The 21,197-nt window shown below is 38.2% G+C and carries 18 protein-coding genes; all 18 read left to right on the forward strand.

The window, feature by feature from the left end; all coding sequences use genetic code 11:
- Positions 1-77 precede the first annotated feature (77 nt).
- The 18 genes from BMY85_RS06095 (at position 78) to BMY85_RS06180 (ending at position 21,138) form a co-directional block, all read left to right on the forward strand.
- The gene (locus BMY85_RS06095) at positions 78-386 is read left to right on the forward strand and encodes a sirohydrochlorin cobaltochelatase (RefSeq protein WP_177180665.1); all 309 of its coding nucleotides are present in this window, start codon (positions 78-80) and stop codon (positions 384-386) included.
- The gene (gene cobT / locus BMY85_RS06100) at positions 380-1,474 is read left to right on the forward strand and encodes a nicotinate-nucleotide--dimethylbenzimidazole phosphoribosyltransferase (protein WP_092477384.1); all 1,095 of its coding nucleotides are present in this window, start codon (positions 380-382) and stop codon (positions 1,472-1,474) included. The genes BMY85_RS06095 and cobT overlap by 7 nt, the downstream gene beginning before the upstream one ends.
- Positions 1,468-2,442 carry an adenosylcobinamide-phosphate synthase CbiB gene (gene cbiB, locus BMY85_RS06105; RefSeq protein WP_177180666.1) on the forward strand — a complete coding sequence of 325 codons (975 nt, stop codon included), beginning with the start codon at positions 1,468-1,470 and terminating at the stop codon, positions 2,440-2,442. The genes cobT and cbiB overlap by 7 nt, the downstream gene beginning before the upstream one ends.
- 36 nt (positions 2,443-2,478) lie before the next feature.
- Entirely contained in the window at positions 2,479-3,534 is a 1,056-nt protein-coding gene (locus BMY85_RS06110; protein WP_092477385.1) for a pyridoxal phosphate-dependent aminotransferase, read from the forward strand.
- A 38-nt stretch (positions 3,535-3,572) separates the two neighbouring features.
- A complete protein-coding gene (gene hemA / locus BMY85_RS06115; RefSeq protein WP_092477386.1) occupies positions 3,573-4,706 on the forward strand; it encodes a glutamyl-tRNA reductase in 1,134 nt (377 codons plus the stop codon).
- A 29-nt stretch (positions 4,707-4,735) separates the two neighbouring features.
- The gene (locus BMY85_RS06120; RefSeq protein ID WP_092477387.1) at positions 4,736-5,374 is read left to right on the forward strand and encodes a precorrin-2 dehydrogenase/sirohydrochlorin ferrochelatase family protein; all 639 of its coding nucleotides are present in this window, start codon (positions 4,736-4,738) and stop codon (positions 5,372-5,374) included.
- A complete protein-coding gene (hemC, locus tag BMY85_RS06125) occupies positions 5,364-6,227 on the forward strand; it encodes a hydroxymethylbilane synthase (protein ID WP_092477388.1) in 864 nt (287 codons plus the stop codon). The genes BMY85_RS06120 and hemC overlap by 11 nt, the downstream gene beginning before the upstream one ends.
- Complete coding sequence (gene cobA, locus BMY85_RS06130) at positions 6,224-7,747, forward strand: uroporphyrinogen-III C-methyltransferase (RefSeq protein ID WP_092477389.1); 1,524 nt, start codon at positions 6,224-6,226, stop codon at positions 7,745-7,747. The genes hemC and cobA overlap by 4 nt, the downstream gene beginning before the upstream one ends.
- A 16-nt stretch (positions 7,748-7,763) precedes the next feature.
- On the forward strand, positions 7,764-8,726 hold the full coding sequence (gene hemB / locus BMY85_RS06135; RefSeq protein WP_092477390.1) for a porphobilinogen synthase: 963 nt from the start codon (positions 7,764-7,766) through the stop codon (positions 8,724-8,726).
- A 9-nt stretch (positions 8,727-8,735) separates the two neighbouring features.
- A complete protein-coding gene (gene hemL, locus BMY85_RS06140) occupies positions 8,736-10,016 on the forward strand; it encodes a glutamate-1-semialdehyde 2,1-aminomutase (protein ID WP_092477391.1) in 1,281 nt (426 codons plus the stop codon).
- A 194-nt stretch (positions 10,017-10,210) separates the two neighbouring features.
- Positions 10,211-10,702, forward strand: a complete 492-nt coding sequence (locus BMY85_RS06145) for an HD domain-containing protein (RefSeq protein WP_092477392.1) — start codon at positions 10,211-10,213, stop codon at positions 10,700-10,702.
- Between the two features lie 86 nt (positions 10,703-10,788).
- On the forward strand, positions 10,789-11,469 hold the full coding sequence (locus tag BMY85_RS06150; protein ID WP_092477393.1) for a response regulator transcription factor: 681 nt from the start codon (positions 10,789-10,791) through the stop codon (positions 11,467-11,469).
- Complete coding sequence (locus tag BMY85_RS06155; protein ID WP_092477394.1) at positions 11,457-12,473, forward strand: sensor histidine kinase; 1,017 nt, start codon at positions 11,457-11,459, stop codon at positions 12,471-12,473. The genes BMY85_RS06150 and BMY85_RS06155 overlap by 13 nt, the downstream gene beginning before the upstream one ends.
- 93 nt (positions 12,474-12,566) lie before the next feature.
- Entirely contained in the window at positions 12,567-13,334 is a 768-nt protein-coding gene (locus BMY85_RS06160) for an ABC transporter ATP-binding protein (protein WP_092477395.1), read from the forward strand.
- Positions 13,324-15,351, forward strand: coding sequence for an ABC transporter permease (locus BMY85_RS06165; RefSeq protein ID WP_092477396.1), 2,028 nt, complete (start codon positions 13,324-13,326; stop codon positions 15,349-15,351). Before BMY85_RS06160 ends, BMY85_RS06165 begins: the two co-directional genes overlap by 11 nt.
- Positions 15,352-15,467: 116 nt before the next feature.
- Positions 15,468-16,724 carry a cation:proton antiporter gene (locus BMY85_RS06170; RefSeq protein WP_330387222.1) on the forward strand — a complete coding sequence of 419 codons (1,257 nt, stop codon included), beginning with the start codon at positions 15,468-15,470 and terminating at the stop codon, positions 16,722-16,724.
- Between the two features lie 88 nt (positions 16,725-16,812).
- Positions 16,813-17,139 (forward strand): DUF1292 domain-containing protein, encoded by a 327-nt coding sequence (locus tag BMY85_RS06175; RefSeq protein WP_092477397.1) that lies wholly within the window; start codon positions 16,813-16,815, stop codon positions 17,137-17,139.
- Between the two features lie 144 nt (positions 17,140-17,283).
- Complete coding sequence (locus BMY85_RS06180; protein WP_092477398.1) at positions 17,284-21,138, forward strand: Ig-like domain-containing protein; 3,855 nt, start codon at positions 17,284-17,286, stop codon at positions 21,136-21,138.
- Positions 21,139-21,197: the final 59 nt, after the last annotated feature.

Below are 21,197 nucleotides of genomic sequence, written 5' to 3' on the forward strand. Positions count from 1 at the left end.
TCATGCAGAACCCTTTAGTGTTTTAAGTCAGATATTAGATTAAAATACGGAGAACAAATATAAATCAAGGAATGCTATTGGTAAGTTTTGGTACAAGCAATCAAGAAATGCATGAAAGAACCTGTTTTGTGGTTCAAAAAGAAGTTGAAAAGGAATTTTCTGATTACAAAGTGTATTATGTATTTACAAGTGGCAAGATTATCGGTAAAATAGAAAAGCGAGAAGGTATCCACGTACATAATCTTATAGAGGGTATGGAGACGATTCTTGCAGAGGGCATAACCAGTCTGACTGTTCAGCCGACGTATGTCACTTACGGACAGGAATATAAAAAATACAAAAGCTTTATTGCGAACACATTAGGAAGGTGGAGAGGCAGATGTTAGAGAAATTACAATCAAATGTAAAACCATTAGATAAGTTGGCGATGAAAGTCTCTAAGGAGCACTGGGATCATATTGGAAAACCAATTGAAGGACTTGGCAAATTAGAGGATCTTATAATACAGATTGCAGGAATTCAGGGAACCGAACAGGTAAATATCGAGAAAAAAGCAGTTGTTGTTATGTGTAGTGACAATGGCGTAGTAGAAGAAGGGGTTACCCAGACAGATCAGGAAGTGACGGCTCTTGTAACAGAGAATTTTGGAAAAGGAATCGCTTCTGTCAATGTTATGGCGAAAGCATCTGGTGCTTATGTATTTCCAGTGGACATTGGCGTTGCCCGTGATATAAATCAAGAAGGCGTTTTGAATAAAAAAATTGCTTATGGTACAAAGAATATGGCGAAAGGTCCAGCTATGACCAAAGAACAGGCTATTCGTGCAATTCAGACTGGATTTGAACTGGTACAGATGTTAAAAGAAGAAGGCTTTTCCATAATTGGAACAGGAGAAATGGGAATCGGCAATACTTCAACTTCCAGTGCTATAATAAGTGTATTACTAGATGTTCCAGTAGAAACCGTAACGGGTCCGGGAGCAGGATTGTCCAAAGATGGTGTCAGGCATAAAATTGATGTAATCAAAGAAGCCATTGCTTTGAATCAGCCAAAGAAAGAAGAACCGCTAGATGTATTATGCAAGGTAGGCGGCTTAGATATAGCTGGATTAACAGGTGTTTTCCTAGGTGGTGCAATCGCACAGATTCCAATCGTAATGGATGGTGTGATTTCACTGGCTGCTGCATTATTAGCAAGAGCAATTGATGAAAATGCAATTTCTTATATGATTCCATCCCATCTTGGAAAAGAGCCAGCCATGCAGCTTGCTATGAAAGAACTGGGACTAGATCCGATTATTCACGGTAATTTAGCACTGGGTGAAGGAACAGGAACTACATTACTATTCCCAATGCTTGATCTGGCTATGAGCGTATATAACCAGAATAAAACATTTTCGGATATTCACGTAGAAGAATATCATAGATTTGATCAGGATACCGAGGAAGAAAAGAAAGAGGAAGTATCATGTTAGTAAATCGAATGCTTGTAATAGGAACTGCATTTTTTTTGGACTTATTATTAGGAGATCCATACTGGTTTCCGCATCCTATCCGGTTTATAGGAAGTCTAATTGGAAAGCTGGATTCTTATTTGTACCATCAGTTCAGGAAAAACAACGAGTCCTTGCTGCGAGGCGGAGTAATTCTGGCAGTTCTTGTGGTTTTGGTTTCCACAGGAATTCCATTGCTTATTGTTTGGCTAGGCTATCGGCTTTCAACGGTAGCAGGTGTGCTTGCAGAAGGTTTTTTATGTTATACATTACTTGCTACAAAATCTTTAAAGGACGAAAGCATGAAAGTGTATGAAGCATTTCGAAAGCGGGATGTGGAAGGGGCGCGTTACGCTGTTTCCAGAATTGTAGGAAGAGACACAGAGCCGCTGTCAGAAAGCGGAATCATGAAAGCTGCTATTGAAACAGTGGCAGAAAATACATCCGATGGCAGTATTGCTCCAATGCTTTATCTGGCAATAGGTGGTGCCCCTCTAGGATTTTTCTACAAAGCAGTAAATACTATGGATTCCATGATTGGATATAAAAACGACAAATACCTTTATTTCGGCCGGTGTGCCGCAAAGCTAGATGATATTGTAAACTACATTCCAGCGAGAATTTCTGCATATTTTATGATTGCAGCAAGTTTTTTCTTAAAGATGAATTGGAGAAAAGCATTATTTATCTACCGAAGAGACTGTAAAAATCATGCAAGTCCTAATTCCGCACAGACAGAATCTGTATGTGCAGGAGCACTAGGCATTGAACTTGCTGGAAATGCATGGTACTTTGGCAAGCTGGTAGAAAAACCTACCATTGGTGATTCTATAAAGCCAGTGGAAGCAGAAGATATTAAGAGAGCCAATCGGCTTTTATATGGGACAGCCTGGATAAGTTTTTTACTAATTGAGTTACTGGCAGGAATCCTTTGGCTATTGGCCAGATAAGGAATAAAAAAGATAGAAGGGATACAGTACGTCATTATGAAACGATTTGAACATGGGGGAAGGATATATGATAAGAAGATTTCTCTGGATTTTTCTTCCAATGTAAATCCCTATGGGATGCCTCAAGGGGTTAAGGATGCGATTATACATGGGATAAATCAGTATCACCTTTATCCAGATGATGATGTGGCTAAGCTAAAGAAAGCTTTAGCGGCAGCAGAAGGGATACAAGAAGAAATGCTAATATTTGGAAATGGTGCATCGGATTTAATTTACCGTCTGTGCCAGAGCATCCGTCCGGAAAAATCAATTGTGTTAGCCCCCACTTTTTCAGAATATGAAAAAGCATTGAGATCGTCAGGCAGTGAAGTGGAATATCTGGAACTAAAGAAGGAGAATCAGTTCGCATTTTCTTATGATCTGATGGGGAAGCTGACAGAAGAATATGATATGTTTTTTTTGTGTAATCCCAATAATCCAGTAGGAAATATTATAGAGCCAGAAACCTTAGAGGCTATTATAGAGACTTGTTTTAAGAACCAGATTTTTCTGGTTTTAGATGAGTGCTTTTTGGATTTTCTTAAAGAGGAAGCCGTATACAGTGGAAAGCAGTTTCTGCAGAAACAGCAATACGGAGAAGGCATTTTCCTATTAAAGGCATTTACAAAGCTGTATGGAATGGCAGGAATGCGTTTAGGGTATGGGATATGTAGGAATTGGAAAGTTTTAGAACAGATGGAATGGGCAGGGCCAGCCTGGAATGTATCTGCACCAGCACAAGTAGCAGGACTGGCGGCTTTAAAAGAGACGGTATATGTAAAGAAAACAAGAGAAACCATAGAAATAGAACGAAAGTATCTGGAAGGACAGCTAAGGAAGTTAGGATTTACGGTTTATCCATCTAAGGTCAATTATCTGCTGTTTCAGGCTCCTGCGGGATTAGAAACATATTGTTTAGAAAAAGAGATTCTTATTAGGTCCTGTGAAAACTACATAGGACTTACAAGCCAGCATTATCGTATTGCAGTACGTTTACGAGAAGAAAATAATGTGTTAATCAAATGTTTTCAGGAGTTTTGTAAAGAAGGCTAGGAATTTGGATTAGTGGAAAATATTAAGGAGCGGTTACATTGTATTGTATCAGTATTAGTTTTAAAACAGCACCGTTGGAAGTACGGGAGAAATTTGCATTTTCAAGGGAAGAAGCTATTGAATTTGCTAAACTTGCGGTAAAAAAACAGGAGATCAGGGAATGTATGGTATTATCTACTTGTAATAGGAATGAAGTATATTTTGTGGGAACCAGACATGCCATAGAAGAGATGGAGGAGCTTTTATCTCAATATAAAAAGGTATCCCGTTCGCAAGTGATTAAATATTATTATATATTTGCCAAGGAAGCGGCTGTCCGGCATGCTTTTGCAGTAGCAAGCGGAATGGATTCCATGGTATTAGGAGAAGATGAAATTCTTGGACAGGTAAAAGATGCGTATCAGTTAGCCTTAGGGAACCAGACGACGGATTTTGTATTGAACACCGTGTTCCAGAATGCCATGAATTGTGCCAAGAAAATAAAGACGGACACCAATCTGTCAAAGACACCAGTTTCTATTGGAACCTTAGTTGCAAACGAGATTTTTCATTTTCCAAAAGAAGAAAAGAATGTGTTCATTGTTGGTTTAACAGGCAAAATGGGGACGATTATAATGAAAAATGTGTACGGCAGACATGGAGTAACCGTTTTTGGAAGTACCAGAACGGTTACGGACCATTATCAGAAAGAATATCCCAATGTACGAGTAGTGGGATATGGGGAACGGTATCCGTATCTAGAAGAAGCAGATATTGTAATCAGTGCTACTACAAGTCCTCATTATACGATTACAAAAGAAGAATTAGAAAAGCACTTGACTAGCCATAAGAAACGCTTATATATTGATTTGGCTGTTCCAAGTGACATAGATAAATCTATTGAAGAACTTGGTAATATTACATTATATAACATAGATTATTTTGAATATCTGTCTAAGCATAATAACCAGAAAAAAGAAAGAGAAATTGAACTTGGGAAAGAAATTATGGAACAGGAATTAGATGAGACTTTAAAGAGTATTGAATTTCATGGTTTTTTACCAGAAATGAAGCGGGTGAAGGCATTATTTAAAGAACAGCATTTCGAAAGCCTTATGTATCAGCTTCGAGATCAGGAAAACTATGAATCTTTAAGTGTTGTGCTGGATGCGTTTCGACGTTTGGGAGTATAAAGACAGAGAGAAGAAAGGCAGGAGAGCGTATGGCATACTTTCCATTTTTTATAGATATTCAAGACAAGCACTGTCTTGTAGCTGGCGGAGGGGCTGTGGCTTATCGTAAAGTACGTGTGCTGCTTTCTTTTGAGGTATATATAACGGTAGTAGCTCCTGTGATCTGCAAAGAATTAAAGGATTTAGCGAAAACAGAGGATAGGCTGATTCTATTAGAGCGGGAATTTCAGGCCACCGACATCAGCCAGTCTTTCTTTGTGATTGCGGCTACCAGTAACAGTACGGTTAATGAGACCATTAGCACTTTATGTAAGCAGGCAAATACCTTTGTAAATGTAGCAGATAGCAAAGAAAAAAGTAATTTTCTGTTTCCTTCTATTATAAAACGTGGTGATGTGGTTGTGGGAACGTCTACATCGGGAAACAGTCCAGATGTTGCAAAATGGGTTCGGACCCAGTTAGAAGAAGCCCTTCCAGACTATGTGGCAGAACTGACAGAGAATCTGGGCAAATACCGAAGCATAATTAAGGAACGTGTGGAATCTGAAACAGCACGAAAAAAAGCGTTTAAAGAGTTATTATGCTTAGGAAGGAAAGCGGAAGGCAAAGTAGAGGATGCCATGTTTGAACAAGTTCTAAAGGATTTGGAGGACTGGAATGAAAATTAGAATTGGAACAAGAAAAAGTAATCTTGCTATGGCACAGACCTATCTTGTAAGAGATGCCATATTAGCTGTAGAACCAGCTGCACAGATTGAACTTGTAGCACTTTCTACCAAAGGAGATAAGATTTTAGACAAACCGCTTCTTTCTTTTGGTGGAAAGGGTGTATTTGTAGAAGAATTCGAATCGAAGATAAAAAATGGTGAAATAGATATTGCAGTTCACAGTGCCAAAGACATGCCGATGGAACTGCTAGATGGATTAACTATTTTGGCAGTACTGAAGCGAGAAGATCCAAGAGATGTGCTTGTAACAAGAAAAGGGACATCTTGGGACAGAGACAGGCACTTTGTGATTGGAACCAGCAGCTTGCGCCGCAAAATGCAGATTGCAAGATTTGGTGATGTGGAGTGTAGAGAACTTCGTGGAAATGTCAACACAAGACTTAGAAAATTAGAGGAAGGACAGTATGACGGGATTATTCTTGCTATGGCTGGCTTAAAACGATTAGGGTTAGACAAAGACCCTGAATTTTCATTAACTCCATTTTCCTGCGAGGAATTTATCCCAGCAGGAGGCCAAGGGATTATTGCCATCGAAGGCCGTAAATCTTCAGAACTTAATGGACTTTTTCAAAAGCTAGAGGATAAATCTGCCCGATATGAGCTTTTGTTTGAACGAAAGGTACTGCAGTGTCTAAATGCTGGATGCCATGAGCCAATCGGTGTATTTTCCAAAGTGGAAGGAGACGAAATTACTGGTTATCTAATGAAAGAGAATAAAATACAAAAAGTGAAAGGGCCAAAGGATTCTTATGAGGACTTAGCACAGACTCTTTCCAAGAAAGGAACAGTATGAAAAAAGCAGGTTTGGTAACATTAGTGGGAGCAGGTCCAGGGGACGAAATGTTAATTACCAGAAAGGGGTTTCGTGCGTTAGAAGACTGTGAAGTTCTTATATATGACAGCCTGTCTTCGGATGCATTTTTGAAATATATTCCAGAAACATGTGAGAAAATCTATGTAGGCAAGCGGTGTGGACAGCACTCTATGAAACAGGAAGAAATCAATGCACTTCTTGTAGAAAAAGGATTAGAAGGGAAAAACGTCGTACGTCTGAAAGGGGGAGATCCCTTTGTATTCGGACGTGGCGGAGAAGAAGTCCTTGCATTGCAGGAACAAGGAATCCCTTATGAGGTGATACCAGGAGTAACCTCTGCCATTGCAGCACCAGCTTATGCAGGAATTCCTGTAACTCATAGAGGAGTCAGCAGAAGCTTTCATGTCATCACAGGACATACGGCATCTCTGGATAATCCTCTTGCTGATAATCTGGAAATTTTGGCAAAACTAAAGGGAACTCTGATTTTCCTGATGGGGCTTAATCATTTGCCAGAGATAGTAGATGGGCTTAGGAAAAATGGAAAGCCTGAAGAATCACCAGTGGCATTAATTGAAAATGGAACTTTGCCAAATCAAAGGACGGTAAAAGGGACTTTAAAAAATATTGTGGAATTGGCAGAGAAAGAAAACGTAGTATCCCCAGCCATCATTTTAGTAGGGGAAGTGGCGGCTTTGTCTATGAAAAGCACAAAGGAGAAGCTTCCTTTAGATGGAGCAATGATTGGGGTTACGGGAACTGCAAAAATGGCTGGCAAGCTTTCTAAGCGATTGGAAATGGAAGGAGCTTCTGTATTGCAGTATCCATATTTACGGCTTGAATCAAGAGCCGATTTGCTAGATAAACCACTGGAGCAGTTACAAACCTATCAATGGGTTGTGTTTACCAGCAGTAATGCAGTACGTCTATTCTTTGGACATTTACAGGTACGAAGAATAGACATCAGGCAGCTGTCTCATTTAAAATTTGCTGTTATAGGATCTGGAACAGGTGAAGAATTACAGCGTTTTGGCATTTTTCCCGACTTTCTGCCTTCTGAATACACTACGAAAGTACTGGGGACAGAATTAGTGAAGGTAGTAGGAACTAAAGAGCGCATGTTAATTCCGAGAGCAAAAAGAGGTTCCAAGGAACTGACGCAGATTCTTTATAGTCACAACATGCTGTTTGACGAAGTGCCGTTCTATGATGTAGTACCGGATCAGGGAGAGCTTCAAAATTTTGCTGACCATATGAAGGAGTGTGAGTTTGTAACATTTGAAAGTTCATCAGGCGTGGATGGATTCTTTGGCCTGGACAGCAAGGAGAATGCAAAGGAACGGCTTTCCAAGGTGATGCCTGTCTGTATTGGTGAAGGAACAGCGGACACCTTATCCAAATGGGGAGCTGGCAAAATGCTTGTAGGGAACGACAATACCATAGAAGGAATGGTTTCTGTCCTGAAAGCTTATTTCAGTGGCAAGGAACACGAAAGCTAGGAAAAGAGGTTTGTATATGTATAGAGGAAGAAGATTACGAGTAAATGAAGGAATCCGCAGTTTAGTACGTGAAACACATATTCAAGTAGAAAATCTGGTTTATCCTGTTTTTATAATAGAAGGAACCAATATAAAGGCTCCGGTAGATTCCATGCCAGGTATTTATCAGTATTCCATTGACCGTTTAGATGAAGAACTGGATCGGATTCATGAAAGCGGTGTGTCCAGTATTCTGGTTTTTGGCATACCAGCACATAAGGATGAAGCAGGAAGCCAGGCGTATGCAGAAGATGGAATTACCCAGAAGGCAATCCGTTATATCAAATCCCGTTATCCAGAAATGATTATTATCGCAGATGTATGTCTTTGTGAATATACATCTCACGGACATTGCGGGCTGATTCATGAGGGAGAAATCTTAAATGATGAAACCCTTCCGCTTCTATGTAAAATGTCTGTCAGCTTGTGCAACGCAGGAGCGGACATAATAGCACCATCTGACATGATGGACGGAAGAATTGAAGCTATCCGTAAAGCCCTTGATGAAAATGGAATGATAAACGTGCCTATTATGTCATACAGTGCAAAATATGCATCGGGTTTTTATTCCCCATTCCGTGACGCAGCACATTCTGCACCATGTTTTGGGGACAGGCGTTCTTATCAGATGGATTATGCCAATGGGAAAGAAGCACTTCGTGAAATAGAACATGACATTGAAGAGGGAGCCGACATCGTTATGGTAAAGCCGGCTCTTGCCTATCTGGATGTTATAAAAGAAGTTTCTGGCAGATTTGATTACCCTGTTGCAGCTTATAATGTAAGTGGAGAATATGCCATGGTGAAAGCAGCAGCACAAAATGGCTGGATTGATGAAAAACGTATTGTAATGGAAAACTTAATTGGAATGAAGCGTGCAGGTGCATCTGTTCTTATTACGTATCATGCACTTGATGTCGCAAATTGGTTAAAGGAATAGGAGAAGAGTATGGGAAAGCGTTCAGAAGATTTGTTTGAAAAAGCATCTAAGAAAATACCAGGAGGGGTAAATAGTCCCGTTCGAGCCTTTCGTGCAGTTGGGAGAACCCCTTTATTTATAGAAAAAGCCAAAGGTTCTAAAATTTATGACGTAGATGGAAAGGAATATATTGACTATGTGTTAAGCTGGGGACCAGGGATTCTTGGCCATGCCCATGAAGGTGTTATTGAAGCTGTTAAAAGAGCTTGTGATAATGGCCTTACTTATGGAGCACCAACAGAAAAAGAAGTTGTATTAGCTAATTTGATTACAGACAGTATGCCATCTATGGAAATGGTCCGTCTGGTCAGTTCTGGCACAGAAGCTGTCATGAGTGCTATCCGTACAGCCAGAGGATATACAAAACGGGACAAAATAGTAAAATTCAAAGGCTGTTACCACGGGCATGCAGATGGCCTGTTAGTAAAAGCAGGTTCTGCTGCCCTTACCTGTGCAGTGCCAGACAGTGCAGGAGTGCCAGCATCCTATACAGAACATACTTTAATTGCTTCATACAATGAGGAAGAATCTGTAAAAGAACTGTTCCAGAAATATGGGGAACAGATTGCTGCAGTTATTGTAGAACCAGTTGCAGCTAACATGGGAGTTGTACTTCCAAAAGACGGTTTTTTACGATTTCTTAGAAACATTACAAAGGACTATGGCTCTTTGCTTATCTTTGATGAAGTAATTACAGGGTATCGTCTAAGTTATGGTGGTGCACAAGAATATTATGGGATTCAGGCAGATATTACGACTCTTGGTAAAATCGTTGGTGGTGGCATGCCAATAGGTGCTTACGGTGGAAAACGAAAGATAATGGAAATGGTGTCTCCTTGTGGTCCGGTATATCAGGCGGGAACTTTATCAGGAAATCCTATTGCTACAACAGCAGGGATTATGACATTGTCGTATTTAAAAGAAGATCAGAATATTTATAACCGATTAGAAGATATGGGAGCTTTTATTGCGGATGCCATTCGAAGTGCAGGAAAAGAACAGGTTAAAGTAAACCAGATAGGTTCTTTGTTATGTACCTTCTTCACGGATAAAGAAGTAGTGGATTATGACAGTGCAGCTTCATCGGATACTAGGCGTTATGCAGATTACTTTGGATACTTGCTGGATCACGGAATCTATACAGCACCAGCACAATTTGAAGCAATGTTCGTCTCAGATGCACATACAAAACAAGATATTGAGACAACTTGTCAGATTATAAAGAATTACTTTGAAAAAACAATTGATTAGGAAACATCAGTATTGACAAGGGGGGTGCTTCATTTTAAAATATAAGTAAAAGCTTTTTACCGTCATTTTAAAAGGGAGGCACATTATTCTGACTGGGAAAACACAAATTTGCAGATTTTGTGAAAAAACACTTTCTTTTTTGGGGGAATGTGTTATAATGGATTCATTCGCTCTACATAAAGAGGAGACATGATATGCAAAGAACAGAAACATTAGTAAAAGAGATGATCACCTATTATTCCGGTGATCCGAAGAGAATACAGCATTTTATAAAAGTGCATAGTTTTGCTAAAACCATTGGATTATTAGAAAAATTAGATAAACATACATTATACACATTAGAGACAGCTGCGTTAGTACACGATATAGGAATAAAATTATGTGAGCAAAAGCACGGGGACTGCAGCGGGAAGCTGCAGGAGCTGGAAGGACCAGCAGCTGCAAGGGAATTACTAGAAGATTTGGGATATGATGAAGAGGTAATGGACCGTGTGTGTTTTTTAGTTGCACACCATCATACCTACGACAAAGTAGACAATATGGATTATCAGATTTTAATAGAAGCAGATTTTTTAGTAAATATGTATGAAGAAAAAACAGATAAAAAAGCGATCGAACATGCATTCCAGAAAATCTTTAAGACACCATCCGGAAGATTTCTGTGTAAGCAGATGTTTGAATTATAATGAAAAGGTATATTGATAAAGCAGATGCTATTAGGTTAGAAACCACATAGCATCTTTTTTTGCCTTAATGGAAAAGGAGTAAGAAAATGAGAAAAATAGGAATTGTAGAAGATGATGAGAAATTAAGCAATGAACTTGCACTTTTTCTCAATAATAATGGATTATGTGCAGTAAGCCTTCCAGAAACTGCGTTTTCAGCGGAAGACATACTGGGAAAACAGTTCGATATGGTTCTTTTGGATATTGGACTTCCTAATACAGATGGCCTTTATCTTTGCAAGGAACTGCGGAAACGGTCAGAAATACCAATTATTATGATAACAAGCAGGAACACGGATATGGCAGAACTTATGAGCATGAACTGTGGAGCGGATGATTTTGTATCTAAGCCATTTCATTTACAGATTCTTTTAGCAAGAATAGAAGCTGTACTAAAAAGAGTTTACAAGGGAGGGGAAAATGTGAGCATTTTTTCTTTGGGAAGTTTTCACTTTGATGTGGCAAAGGGAATCATTTTTACGGACACAGAAAGTGCGGAATTATCGAAAAATGAATTGAAAATTCTTCATTGTCTTGCAAAACATAAGGATACTATTGTTTCCAGAGAAGAAATCATTGCGTACCTCTGGGACAGTGAAATGTTTGTAGACGACAATACCCTGACGGTTAATATGACCAGGCTTCGTGGAAAACTGGATTCTATTGGCGTAACAGGAGTGATAGAAACCAAGAGAGGATTAGGGTATATTTTAAAATGCAGTTTTTAACTTATATTAAAGAAAAAACAGTATTGCTGATTGTTGCATTATTCTGGTTAGGAACCATCAATATGTTTCTAATGACTATTTACAAGACCTTCTGGCTGGGTGCCTATATTGACGTAACAGCGTGTGGCCTTTTGCTTTTGGCAGGTGGGATTGATTATTATAAGAGAAAAACATATTTTGCAGATTTAGAAAATCTATTGGAGCAATTAGATAAGAAATATCTGGTATCTGAAATGATGCCAAAGGGACAGAATCAGGAGCAGAAGAAATTTTATCAGATTGCCAAGGACATGGGAAAATCTATGGCAGAGCATGTTAATTCTTACAAATATGCCAATATGGAATACAAAGAGTACATAGAAATGTGGATACACGAAGTAAAAATTCCGATTGCTACAGGAAAACTGGTTTTAGCCAACCATAAAAATGAATTTGCGGCTAGTATAGAAGAAGAATTTCAAAAAATAGAGGATTTTACAGAACAGGCACTGTTTTACGCCAGAAGTAATTATGTAGAAAAAGATTATTTAATTTCAAATGTAAACTTACAGGAAGTTGTGCATCAGGTACTGGTTCATCAGAAAAGAAATCTGATCCTGAACCATGTTACGGTTAATCTTCATGATCTGGACAATACCGTTCTTAGTGATGGAAAGTGGCTTGGCTTTATTATAGGCCAGCTTGTAGCCAATTCGCTGAAATACTGCAAAAATAAGCATTTGTCGTTAGACATATATTCTGTGAATACTGGCGACTTGCTAGAACTTCATATAAAAGACAATGGCATAGGAATTCTATCTAGTGAACTTCCTATGGTATTTGAAAAAGGGTTTACAGGGACGAATGGACGAAAAAACCAGAAGTCTACAGGAATTGGTCTTTATTTGTGTAAAAAGCTATGCCAGCGGCTGAAACACAGTATTGCAGTAAAGAGTGACGGTATTCAGGGATGTGAAGTGGTGATAGGCTTTTCCAAAACAAGTTTTTACGATACGCTTTCCTGACCTTTCAAAATTGAAAGGTTCCTGTAAGGGAATTCAATGGCAGTATTTTGCGGGTTACGGTATGATAGGTGCATAAGAAAGGAGTCAGGAAACATGAGTATTGTATTAAAAGTAGAGAATGTAGAAAAGTATTATGGAAATAAGGGAAACTTGACAAAGGCAGTAGATGGTATCAGTTTTCAGGTTATGGATGGAGAATTTGTTGGGATTATGGGGGCTAGCGGAAGTGGGAAAACTACACTGTTAAATTGTATCTCTACATTGGATTCTGTTACTAGCGGAAATATTTTTATAAAGGGACAGAATATTACAAATTTTAAAGGAAAAGGGCTTGCAAAATTCCGAAGAGATGAATTAGGATTTGTTTTTCAGGATTTTAATCTTTTAGATACTATGACAGTATTTGAAAATATTGCACTGGCGCTTTCTATTCAAGGAGTTCCTGCAAAGAAAATGGAAAGCCTGGTACTGGAATCAGCAAGAAAGCTCGGAATAGAAGATATTCTTTCAAAATATCCATATCAGATTTCAGGAGGACAAAAACAGCGTGCTTCATGTGCCAGGGCAATTATTACAGATCCGAAACTGATTCTGGCAGATGAACCTACTGGTGCATTAGATTCTAAATCAGCGAAAATGCTGTTAGACAGCATGTGCAAATTAAATTTAGAGCAGGAATCTACTATTTTGATGGTTACTCACGATGCATTTACAGCCAGTTATGCCAATCGGATTATATTTATTAAAGATGGGCGCATTTTCAATGAAATTCGAAAAGGAGATAGTACTAGGAAAGAATTCTTTAATCAGATCATTGACGTGGTATCTTTACTAGGAGGTGAGATGAACGATGTTATCTAGAATTTCCTTTAAAAATATCCGCAAATCTTATAAAGATTACACTATATATTTTATAACACTGATTTTGGGTGTGGCAATTTTTTACCTGTTTAATTCCATTGATTCCCAGCAGGCGATGTTTGTAATGTCAAAACGTTCTGAAGAGATTATCAAACTGCTGGTAACTTTGTTATCTGGAGTTTCCGTTGGAGTTTCTGTAATTCTTGGTTTTTTGATTATCTATGCCAATGGGTTCCTGGTCAGGAAACGTAAGAAAGAGTTTGGCATTTATATGACACTGGGAATGAGTAAGCAGAATATCTCTAAAATCCTGTTAGGCGAAACATTGATTATCGGAAGCATTTCCTTGATTGCTGGTTTGATTGCCGGAATATTTGCATCTCAGTTTATGTCCATTCTGATTGGAAAGCTGTTTGAAGCAGATATGAAACAGTTCCAGTTTGTCTTTTCAAAAGAGGCAGCCATTAAGACGATTGTGTATTTCGGAATTATGTTTGCATGCGTTATTGCATTTAATATTTTTGCAATTGGCAGATTTAAATTAGTAGATCTGTTAAATGCAAGCAAAAAGAACCAGGTTGTTCGTGTGAAAAATCCTGTTACCTGCGTACTTGTATTTGTTATTGGAGCAGGTATATTAAGCTATTGTTATTATCATGTTACATGTGGCTTAAAGTTTTTAACGGGACCTGTGATTCTTTTGGTAATTGCATTAGGAAGCATTTCAACTTATTTGGTGTTCTGGTCCTTATCTGGATTTTTCTTAATGGTGTTGCAAAAAAGCAGAAAAATTTATTATCGTGGCTTGAATGCATTTATTTTAAGGCAGATTCATAATAAGATTAACACAATGGTATTGGCAATGACCATTATCTGTCTGCTTCTTTTTGTATCAATCTGTGCGATTTCTTCTGGAATTTCTCTAAGAGAAAGCATTAATCAGGAGATAAGGGATGCTGCACCAGCAGACATTTCCATTGATTCGCTAAATGATGCGAAAGGGTATAAAGAAATCGAAAAAAGGATTTCCAGTGCAGGTTTCCCAATAGAAGAACTGAAAGAGTGGGTGGAAATCCCATGCTATCGTACAGATGAACTCAAGCAGTATGAGGATATATTGGGAAAGGAAGTTGCTTCTAAGTTAAAAAAGGATTTTCCAGTTGTAGGTAAGCAGGATGTGAAAGAGAATATCTACCTGCTTAGTGATTATAACAAATTGGCTAAGCTTTATGGAAATGAGACATTTTCTTTAGAAGAAGATGAGTATATTGCTGTCTGTACCTTGGAAACACTGAAAAATTATCAGAATCTAGCGTTGAAAAGCGGGCAGACTATACAAATAAATGGCAAGACGTTTCATTCCAGATACTCTAATTGCCAAAAGGGAATATTAACCATGGGAAGTGCCAATGCAACAATAGATACCATTATCCTTCCAGATAGTGCATGGAAAGAAAATGGCAGACTTCAGAAAACAGCTTCCATTTTTGCAGGTAATTATAAGGCAAATAAAAAAGAACAGATGGAAAAAATAGAAAACAGCATCAGAAATTTTATTGATAATAAACAGTTTGACAAACAGTTTCCAGACCTTTCGTGGGAGACAAAGACAGCAATTCATGAATCAGCAACTGGGATTGCAGTTATTGTAACTTTTATCGGGTTGTATATTGGCATTGTTTTCCTGATTACTAGTGCTGCTCTTCTGGCATTAAAGGAATTATCAGAAGCCGCAGACAATAAAGAACGGTATATGCTGCTATGCAAACTAGGAACGGATGAAAAAATGGTTCATAAGGCATTGTTCTGGCAGATAGCAATCTTTTTCTTTTTGCCGATTTCCCTTGCCATAATTCATTCTATATTCGGAATCGGATTTGTAAATCGTGTGGTTGTTATGCTGAAAAACGTAAGCTTATTAAAACCGATATTCATTTCTTCTTCGGTATTTGGTGTAATTTATATCTTGTATTTTCTTTTTACATTTATAAGCAGTAAAAGAATTTTAGAAGATTAGAAATATATTAAAAAACTTAATTAATAAAAAATTTAGAAAATTGTTTGCTTAATCTCTTTTTTTGAGTTATAATGCGTATGGCTTTATGTAAAGACGATAAGAAAAGAGGTAAAATTATGGAGTACAATTATCTTATTTCCTTGGCAATTATTCTGCTAAGCACAAAGGTGTTAGGATTGGCAACCAAAAGAGTAAAGTTACCGCAAGTTGTTGGTGCTTTGCTGGCTGGCTTGCTGTTAGGACCTGCTTTCTTTGGGGTAATAACTTCAACAGATTTTTTAAGTGAAGTATCAGAGATTGGTGTTATTGTGCTGATGTTCGTTGCAGGTCTGGAGACAGACATTGTAGAACTGAAGAAAACGGGAAAGGCTTCTTTTGTGATAGCACTTTTAGGTGTATTGATTCCTTTAGGTGGAGGCTACTTTTTAGCAAGTATCTTTAACGAAGGAGATGCCTCTTTAGGAACAAGCATTTTCTTGCAGAACATGTTCATTGGCATAATCATGACAGCCACATCTGTTAGCATTACAGTAGAAACTTTAAAGGAATTAGGCAAATTATCTACGAAAGCGGGTAATGCAATCCTTGGTGCTGCTCTTATTGACGATATATTAGGTATTGTTGCTTTAACTATTATTACAAGTGCAGCAAGTTCATCCGTAAATATCGGGATCGTTCTTTTAAAGATTGTTGCCTTCTTTATTGTAGGCAGTGCAGCCAGTGCAGCATTCCATTTTGGATTTAAAAAGTGGGTAGCCAGTGCGGATACGGATTTGCGAAGGTTTGTAGTAATCAGTTTTGCATTCTGCCTGCTGATGTCTTACTGTGCAGAAGAGTTTTTCGGCGTAGCAGATATAACGGGTGCATTTATTGCAGGTGTAGCGATTTCAGGCAACTTGAGAATTCACTACATAACATCAAGATTTGAAACATTATCTTACATGTTATTGTCACCTGTATTCTTTGCAAGCATTGGTTTGAAAGTGGAACTGCCAAAGATGACAGAAAAAATCATCATTTTCGCTGTGCTTCTTGTAATTGTTGCGTTATTAACAAAAGTAATTGGCTGTGGGCTGGGTGCTAAGGTATGTGGCTTTACAAATGAAGAGTCCATACAGATCGGTACAGGAATGATATCCCGTGGTGAAGTTGCTCTTATCGTTGCCAATAAAGGGATTGCAACAGGCCTAATGAGTTCAGCTTTATTTGGACCTGTGGTTATCATGGTTATTGTAACCACTATTGTAACACCTATTTTATTAAAACTGGTTTTTAAGGATAAAGCAGTTGAAGTTTCTTCAGAACCTTCAGACTTGTTAAAAAGCTACAGTGAATCCAGCAAAATAGATGAAATGGAACAAAAAGGCTTATAATCCTATTGCTTTATTCCGGCTGCTATGATAGCATAAGGTGTGGCTTTAAGAGAAAACCAAGTATTATGAATAAAGAGAGGTAACTTAAATGGCAGAAGACAGGAACTTAGAAGAATCTCGTGACATTATTACACTTACTTTAGAAGATGATTCTGAGGTTGAATGTGTTGTTCTTTCTATTTTTCCAGTAGAAGAAAAAGAATATATTGCATTAATGCCAGCAGAGGAATTAGAAAAAGAGGAAGAAAACAGTGAAGTTCTTCTTTACCGTTTTAGCGAACCAGCAGAAGGAGAAGTAGAACTTGACAATATTGAAACAGACGAAGAGTATGAAATCGTTGCAGAGGCTTTTTCTCAAATCCTTGATGAAATGGAAGCGGATACGGAATTTGAAGACTTTGAAGCAGGAGAATAATCCGGTCTTAACTGAATTGATAGAAAAAACTGTTTATCCATGAGATAAGCAGTTTTTTTTCTTTCTTTAATTTTGTACTTAAGATTTTACACAAATCAGCCGATAAATCATAAAATAGGTTTTTTTTGACGAGGGAGGAATTGGATGAAAAAAAAGTGTACATATTTTAGTCATAGAATTCTAATAGGTATTCTTTTTTTTATGGTAGTGTTTATGTTTGTGCCAAATTTTGAAAGTGAGTCGCTGGCTGAATCTGGAGGAATGTTTGAGATTCAGGTAATAGATGAGGTGACACATTTAACTACTACAATTACAGGAACTACTTTTGTGATGCGCTCTAAGACACAGGTACTTCAGCTGTCTAGCAGCGATCATTCGGATTTTGAGTCAGTAACATGGAGTGTGGCTAGTGATTCAACCGATACAGCTAAAAAAACAGCTACAGTATCGCCTTTGGCTACCAAGGGTTTATGTCAGGTAAATGCATTAAAACCTGGTCTGGCAACAATTGCCGCAGAAGTAAAATATAAGGATGATTCGGGAAATCTGCGTAGCAGAACGGTAACTTGCCTGATTGACATTAAGTTTGCGATTCTGGAGGATGCCAGTCTTGGATTCCGTACGGTTATTCCTACAGATGAGAGAGATTCTCTTGTTATGAAAGGATTCGACAGTAAGGTTACATTGTCTTTAAACTATGGAGATTCCAGTGATTCTAACTGTACCTGGACTTCTGAAGATCAGGATGTGGTTACAGTAGAAAATGGTGTGGTTACAGTTGTAGGGGCTGGAAGGACAACCATCAATGCTTCCTATCTGCCGTCAGATTCTACAACAGTGCTTAAGGATTCTATTACGGTTTATGTAGTGCCTACTGTAAAAGACAGTTCGGATACAGTAAAAAACAACATATATGTACATAGCGAAACGGAAGCGGACAGACTGATTACAGATACTGCTTACCGTTTAAATGGCGGATCTATTAAGGATAAAATGGAATGGGTTATATCTACTGGTATAGGTGGTTCTACTACTATAATAGAAGATTCTTTAGGATATGTAACATCTGATCTGATAGATCTTCGTCCATCTACTCCAAACCAGTTTTTAAAGACAATAGCAAAAGCTGGAAGATACAGTATCAAGTTCTTCCCTAAGGGAGTATATGAAGATTACTGTAAGGCTGGCCTGACCATTGACGATATTGGAGAAGGATTGTATTCCGCAGTAACCTTATACGTTTATGGGGAATTTGCTGATAAGGTGCTGTATGTAAACAAAGGTGATGATTTTGATGTTGCACAGGCTTTCAATGTAACACCAGATGTATTCCATTCCATGTTTTCGTCAACGTTAGAAAGCGGAGTCAGTGTAGTCAGCTACGTTGATTCTGAAGTAAGAGGAACAGCATTAGAAATTGGAGATGCTATTATAAAGGTAAAAATAGATGAAGGCACATTAGTAGATGAACTGTTAGAGGGAACACAGCCGGCAGATGGATATTATACAGTAAAAATACATGTTTCAGACGGAATTACTTTAGACAGATCAGCAGTTACTCTTGCATTGGGGGCAAAACTGCAGCTGCGTGAAACCAGTGGTGCCTCTGACGGTGAGTTTACATGGGAATCAGATAATCCAAGTTATGTTTCCGTAGATAAAAATGGATTAATTAGAGGATTGCAGGTAACGGGAGATGATAAAGATGTTAAGATCACTTTGACGCAGGTAACTTCCTCTGGTTATATTCGGCATGCAGTGTGCCAGGTACGTGTAGTAAGTACCGTAACAAATATTAAGTTAAATTATGAAAAGGTAAATGTTGAAGTTGACAAGACGTTGACTGTATTAGCTACATTTACACCAAATGTCAGTACTGCACCTATAACATGGATTACCAATGAAGAGGAAATCGTAAGTCTTTCCGTTTCCAATGATAATAAGAGTGTTGTTGTAACTGGTTTAAAACCAGGTACAGCGGTTATATCGGCAGTCAATACGGATAACTTTGTAACAGCAAGCGTTACAGTAACAGTAGTAGCTCCAATTAAGACTATAAAGATAGAGCCGACACAGTTAAAAGTAAAAGTGAATGCGGATGTTGTAAAATTAAAAGCAACGTATACACCAGCTGATGCAACTAGCAATGATTTAGTATGGTCTTCTTCTAATACAGCTGTTGCAAAGGTAGATGAAAATGGTGTTGTAACTTTAGTTTCAGCAGGTGCTGCCATTATTTCCGTAAGGCCAGCATATAATCCATATTTGACTATGGCACAGTGCGATTTGACGGTACTTCAAGCTGCTACAGGATTTTCGCTTGATACAAAACAGCTCACATTGGAAGCAGGACAGAGCCAGAAAGTTACATATAAGATGGAACCAAAGGATGCAACCACTTCTGTTATTTGGAAAACGATGAATTCAGCAATTGCGACTGTATCCGCAGATGGTAAAATTACAGCTGTTGCTCCTGGCAAAACATACATTGTTGCATCTACGGAAAATGGTTTTTCAGAGACCTGTGAGGTTGTGGTCACAAAAGCAGCATCCAGTGTAACACTAGATGTTTACAATTTGAAAATAGCAGTAGGTGATACGTATCAGGTAATAGCAACACCTAATCCTAAAAATAGTACCGAAAAGACATTTACATGGAAATCAAAAGATAATTCTATTGCAACTGTAAATGCATCTGGAAAGGTAACTGGTGTTAAGCCGGGTGAGACGGTTATTACAGTGAAAACCAAATCTGGTGCCGTAGAATACCTATATGTTACCGTTTATAATCAGATAACCTCTATGAAACTGAACTATGCCAAGAAGACACTTGTAAAAGGAAAGAAATTTACATTAAAGGCAATATTTACACCTTCAAATGCAACGAATAAGAAGGTGAAGTGGTCCAGTTCCAATACAAAAGTTGCTTCTGTTACCAGTAAGGGTGTTGTATCTGGATTAAGAGGTGGTGCTGCTGTTATAACTGCCGTAGCAGAAGATGGTGGACATACAGCCTCCTGCCTGGTTACGGTAAAGCAGTCAGTTACCAGCATTACCCTTAATAAATCAAGCTATACTCTGGGAATTGGAAAAACCATAGCATTAAAAGCAAAAGTGAAATCCAATTATTCTTCCAACCAGAAATTAAAATGGACTTCGACAAATGTCCGTATTGCTACCGTAAGTTCCAAAGGAGTTGTAAAGGGGAAGAAAAAAGGAACGGTAACGATTAAATGTAAGGCAACAGATGGCAGTGGGGAATATGCGGCCTGCCGGATTCATGTTGTAAGACAGGTTACAAAGATTACTTTAAACAAGTCTACAATTAAAATGCTAGTAGGAAGAACAACAAAAATCAAAGCTAAGGTTTCGCCATCTAGCGCATCTTATAAGTCTGTAAAATGGAGTTCCAGTAACCCTGATATTGCACAGATTGATTCAAATGGTAACCTTACCGCTTTAAGTGCAGGCAATTGCAAAATATATGCTAAGGCAAAAGATAATAGTGGCAAAAAAGCAGTCTGTTATGTATATGTATCAAAGGCTGTTCCTTCTACTGCAGTTACAATTTCAGAAAAAGACATGGTATTGGTTAAAGGTACTTCATCCATGTTAGCTTATAGTATTACACCTAACAACACAACAGACAGAGTTTATTTTTCAAGTGATAATAAACGTGTTGCAACGGTTTCTTCTTTAGGCAGGGTATCTGCCAGAAAGCCTGGAGCGGCGACTATAACAATCCGGACCAGCAGTGGCAAAGTAGGCATGGTAAATGTAACAGTAGTTGGACTAAACCGTACAAGTATTACAATGGGACAATACGAAAGAATCGAGTTATGGGTAGAAGAAAAGAATACAGGAGTTCGATGGTATTCAGAAAATGCGTCTATTGCTTCTGTAGAAAATGGCAGTGTCGTTTCCAGAATGAAAGGGAAAACCCGAATCGTTGCCATTATTGATGGCATTCGCTTATACTGCAATGTTACAGTAAGATAGAAGTAAATATAATGCTTATTAAGCATCATTCTTAAAAAGGAGCTGTGCACTGATTATTT

The sequence above is a fragment of the [Clostridium] polysaccharolyticum genome, from assembly GCF_900111595.1.
In the GTDB taxonomy this organism is placed as follows: domain Bacteria; phylum Bacillota; class Clostridia; order Lachnospirales; family Lachnospiraceae; genus Clostridium_AI; species Clostridium_AI polysaccharolyticum.